Origin of the sequence: Rhizobium sp. 25PS6, from assembly GCF_032464655.1 — a bacterium.
Taxonomy (GTDB): Bacteria; Pseudomonadota; Alphaproteobacteria; order Rhizobiales; family Rhizobiaceae; genus Rhizobium; species Rhizobium laguerreae.
On the sequence record NZ_JAWDIV010000082.1, the window covers coordinates 1 to 541 of the forward strand.

Genomic DNA, 541 nt, shown 5'->3' on the forward strand with positions numbered 1-541 from the left:
GGCGGGCGACGACACCTATATCGTCGACAATGCCGGCGACAGCGTTGCCGAGAACGCCGCCGCGGGAACCGACACGGTTCGCACGGCCCTGGCCGCCTACACACTGGGAGCCAACGTCGAGAACCTCACCTATATCGGAACGGCAGCCTTTGCCGGCACCGGCAATAGCCTTGCCAACATGATCACTGGTGGTGTCGGCAACGACACGCTGAATGGCGGGGCAGGCGCCGATAGCCTGATCGGGGGTGCGGGCGACGACACCTATATCGTTGACAATGCTGGCGACAGCGTTGCCGAGAACGCCGCCGCGGGAACCGACACGGTCAAGACCGTGCTGGCAAACTATACGATCGGCAACAATGTCGAGAACCTGAGCTACACGGGATCGGCCAGCTTTACCGGCACCGGCAATGCGCTCGCCAACAGGATCACCGGCGGCGGTGGCAATGATCTGCTGGACGGTGGCACCGGCAATGACACGCTGGTCGGCGGTGCGGGCAACGACATCTATGTGGTCGACAGTGCGAGCGACGTCATCACT

Annotated in this window: 1 protein-coding gene; it reads left to right on the top strand. The window is 63.2% G+C overall.

What is annotated here, in order from left to right; all coding sequences use genetic code 11:
• A partial coding sequence (locus tag RWK44_RS34935) for a calcium-binding protein (RefSeq protein WP_316030190.1) occupies positions 1-541 on the top strand: 541 nt, incomplete at both ends.